The 860-nt window shown below is 67.2% G+C and carries 1 protein-coding gene; it reads right to left on the bottom strand.

Annotated elements, in window-relative coordinates; genetic code table 11:
- Positions 1-860: NAD(P) transhydrogenase subunit alpha (locus tag AC07VY_RS26565; RefSeq protein WP_495100142.1), on the bottom strand; the 860-nt coding region annotated here is incomplete at both ends.

Raw genomic sequence — 860 nt, forward strand, 5'->3', positions numbered from 1 at the left:
TCGTCGGCCATGTCCACGTTCAGCGTGCCCTCCTTGGTCAAGATGAGCTTGAGGAAGTCCAGCACATTGCGGGCATACAGGGCCGAGGCGTCGGCCGCCACCAGGGCCGGCAAGTTGGTTTCGCCGATCAGGGTGATGCCGTGTTTGACCACGGTCTTGTCGGCTTCGGACAGCGGGCAGTTGCCGCCACCGTTGGCGCCTTTGCCGGCGGCGATGTCGACGATCACCGAACCGGGCTTCATGCTTTTGACCATGTCTTCGGTGATCAGCGTGGGCGCGGCGCGGCCAGGGATCAGCGCGGTGGAGATCACCACGTCGGCCAGGGCCACGCGTTTGGCGACTTCGATCTGCTGGCGCGCCAGCCAGCTGGGCGGCATGGGCTTGGCGTAGCCGCCGACGCCGACGGCGGCTTCTTTCTCTTCCGGTGTGTCGTAGGACACTTCGATGAACTTGCCGCCCAGGGATTCAATTTGCTCCTTGACGCTGGGGCGTACGTCGCTGGCTTCGATGACGGCGCCGAGCCGTTTGGCGGTGGCGATGGCCTGCAGGCCGGCGACACCGACGCCCAGGATCACCACGCGGGCGGCTTTGACGGTGCCGGCGGCGGTCATCAGCATGGGGAAGAAGCGCTGGTATTTGTCGGCGGCCATCATGACGGCCTTGTAGCCGGCGATGTTGGCCTGGCTGGAGAGTACGTCCATGCTCTGGGCCCGGCTGGTGCGCGGGGCGGCTTCCAGCGCGAAGCTGGTCAGGCCGGCGGTAGCCAGGCGCTGCAGGCCAGGGGCGTCAAACGGGTTGAGCATGCCGACCAGGGTGGTGCCGGGGCGCATCAGCGCGGCTTCGGCGTCCGAGGGGCTGCG

Source organism: Rhodoferax sp. GW821-FHT02C08 (assembly GCF_059421805.1).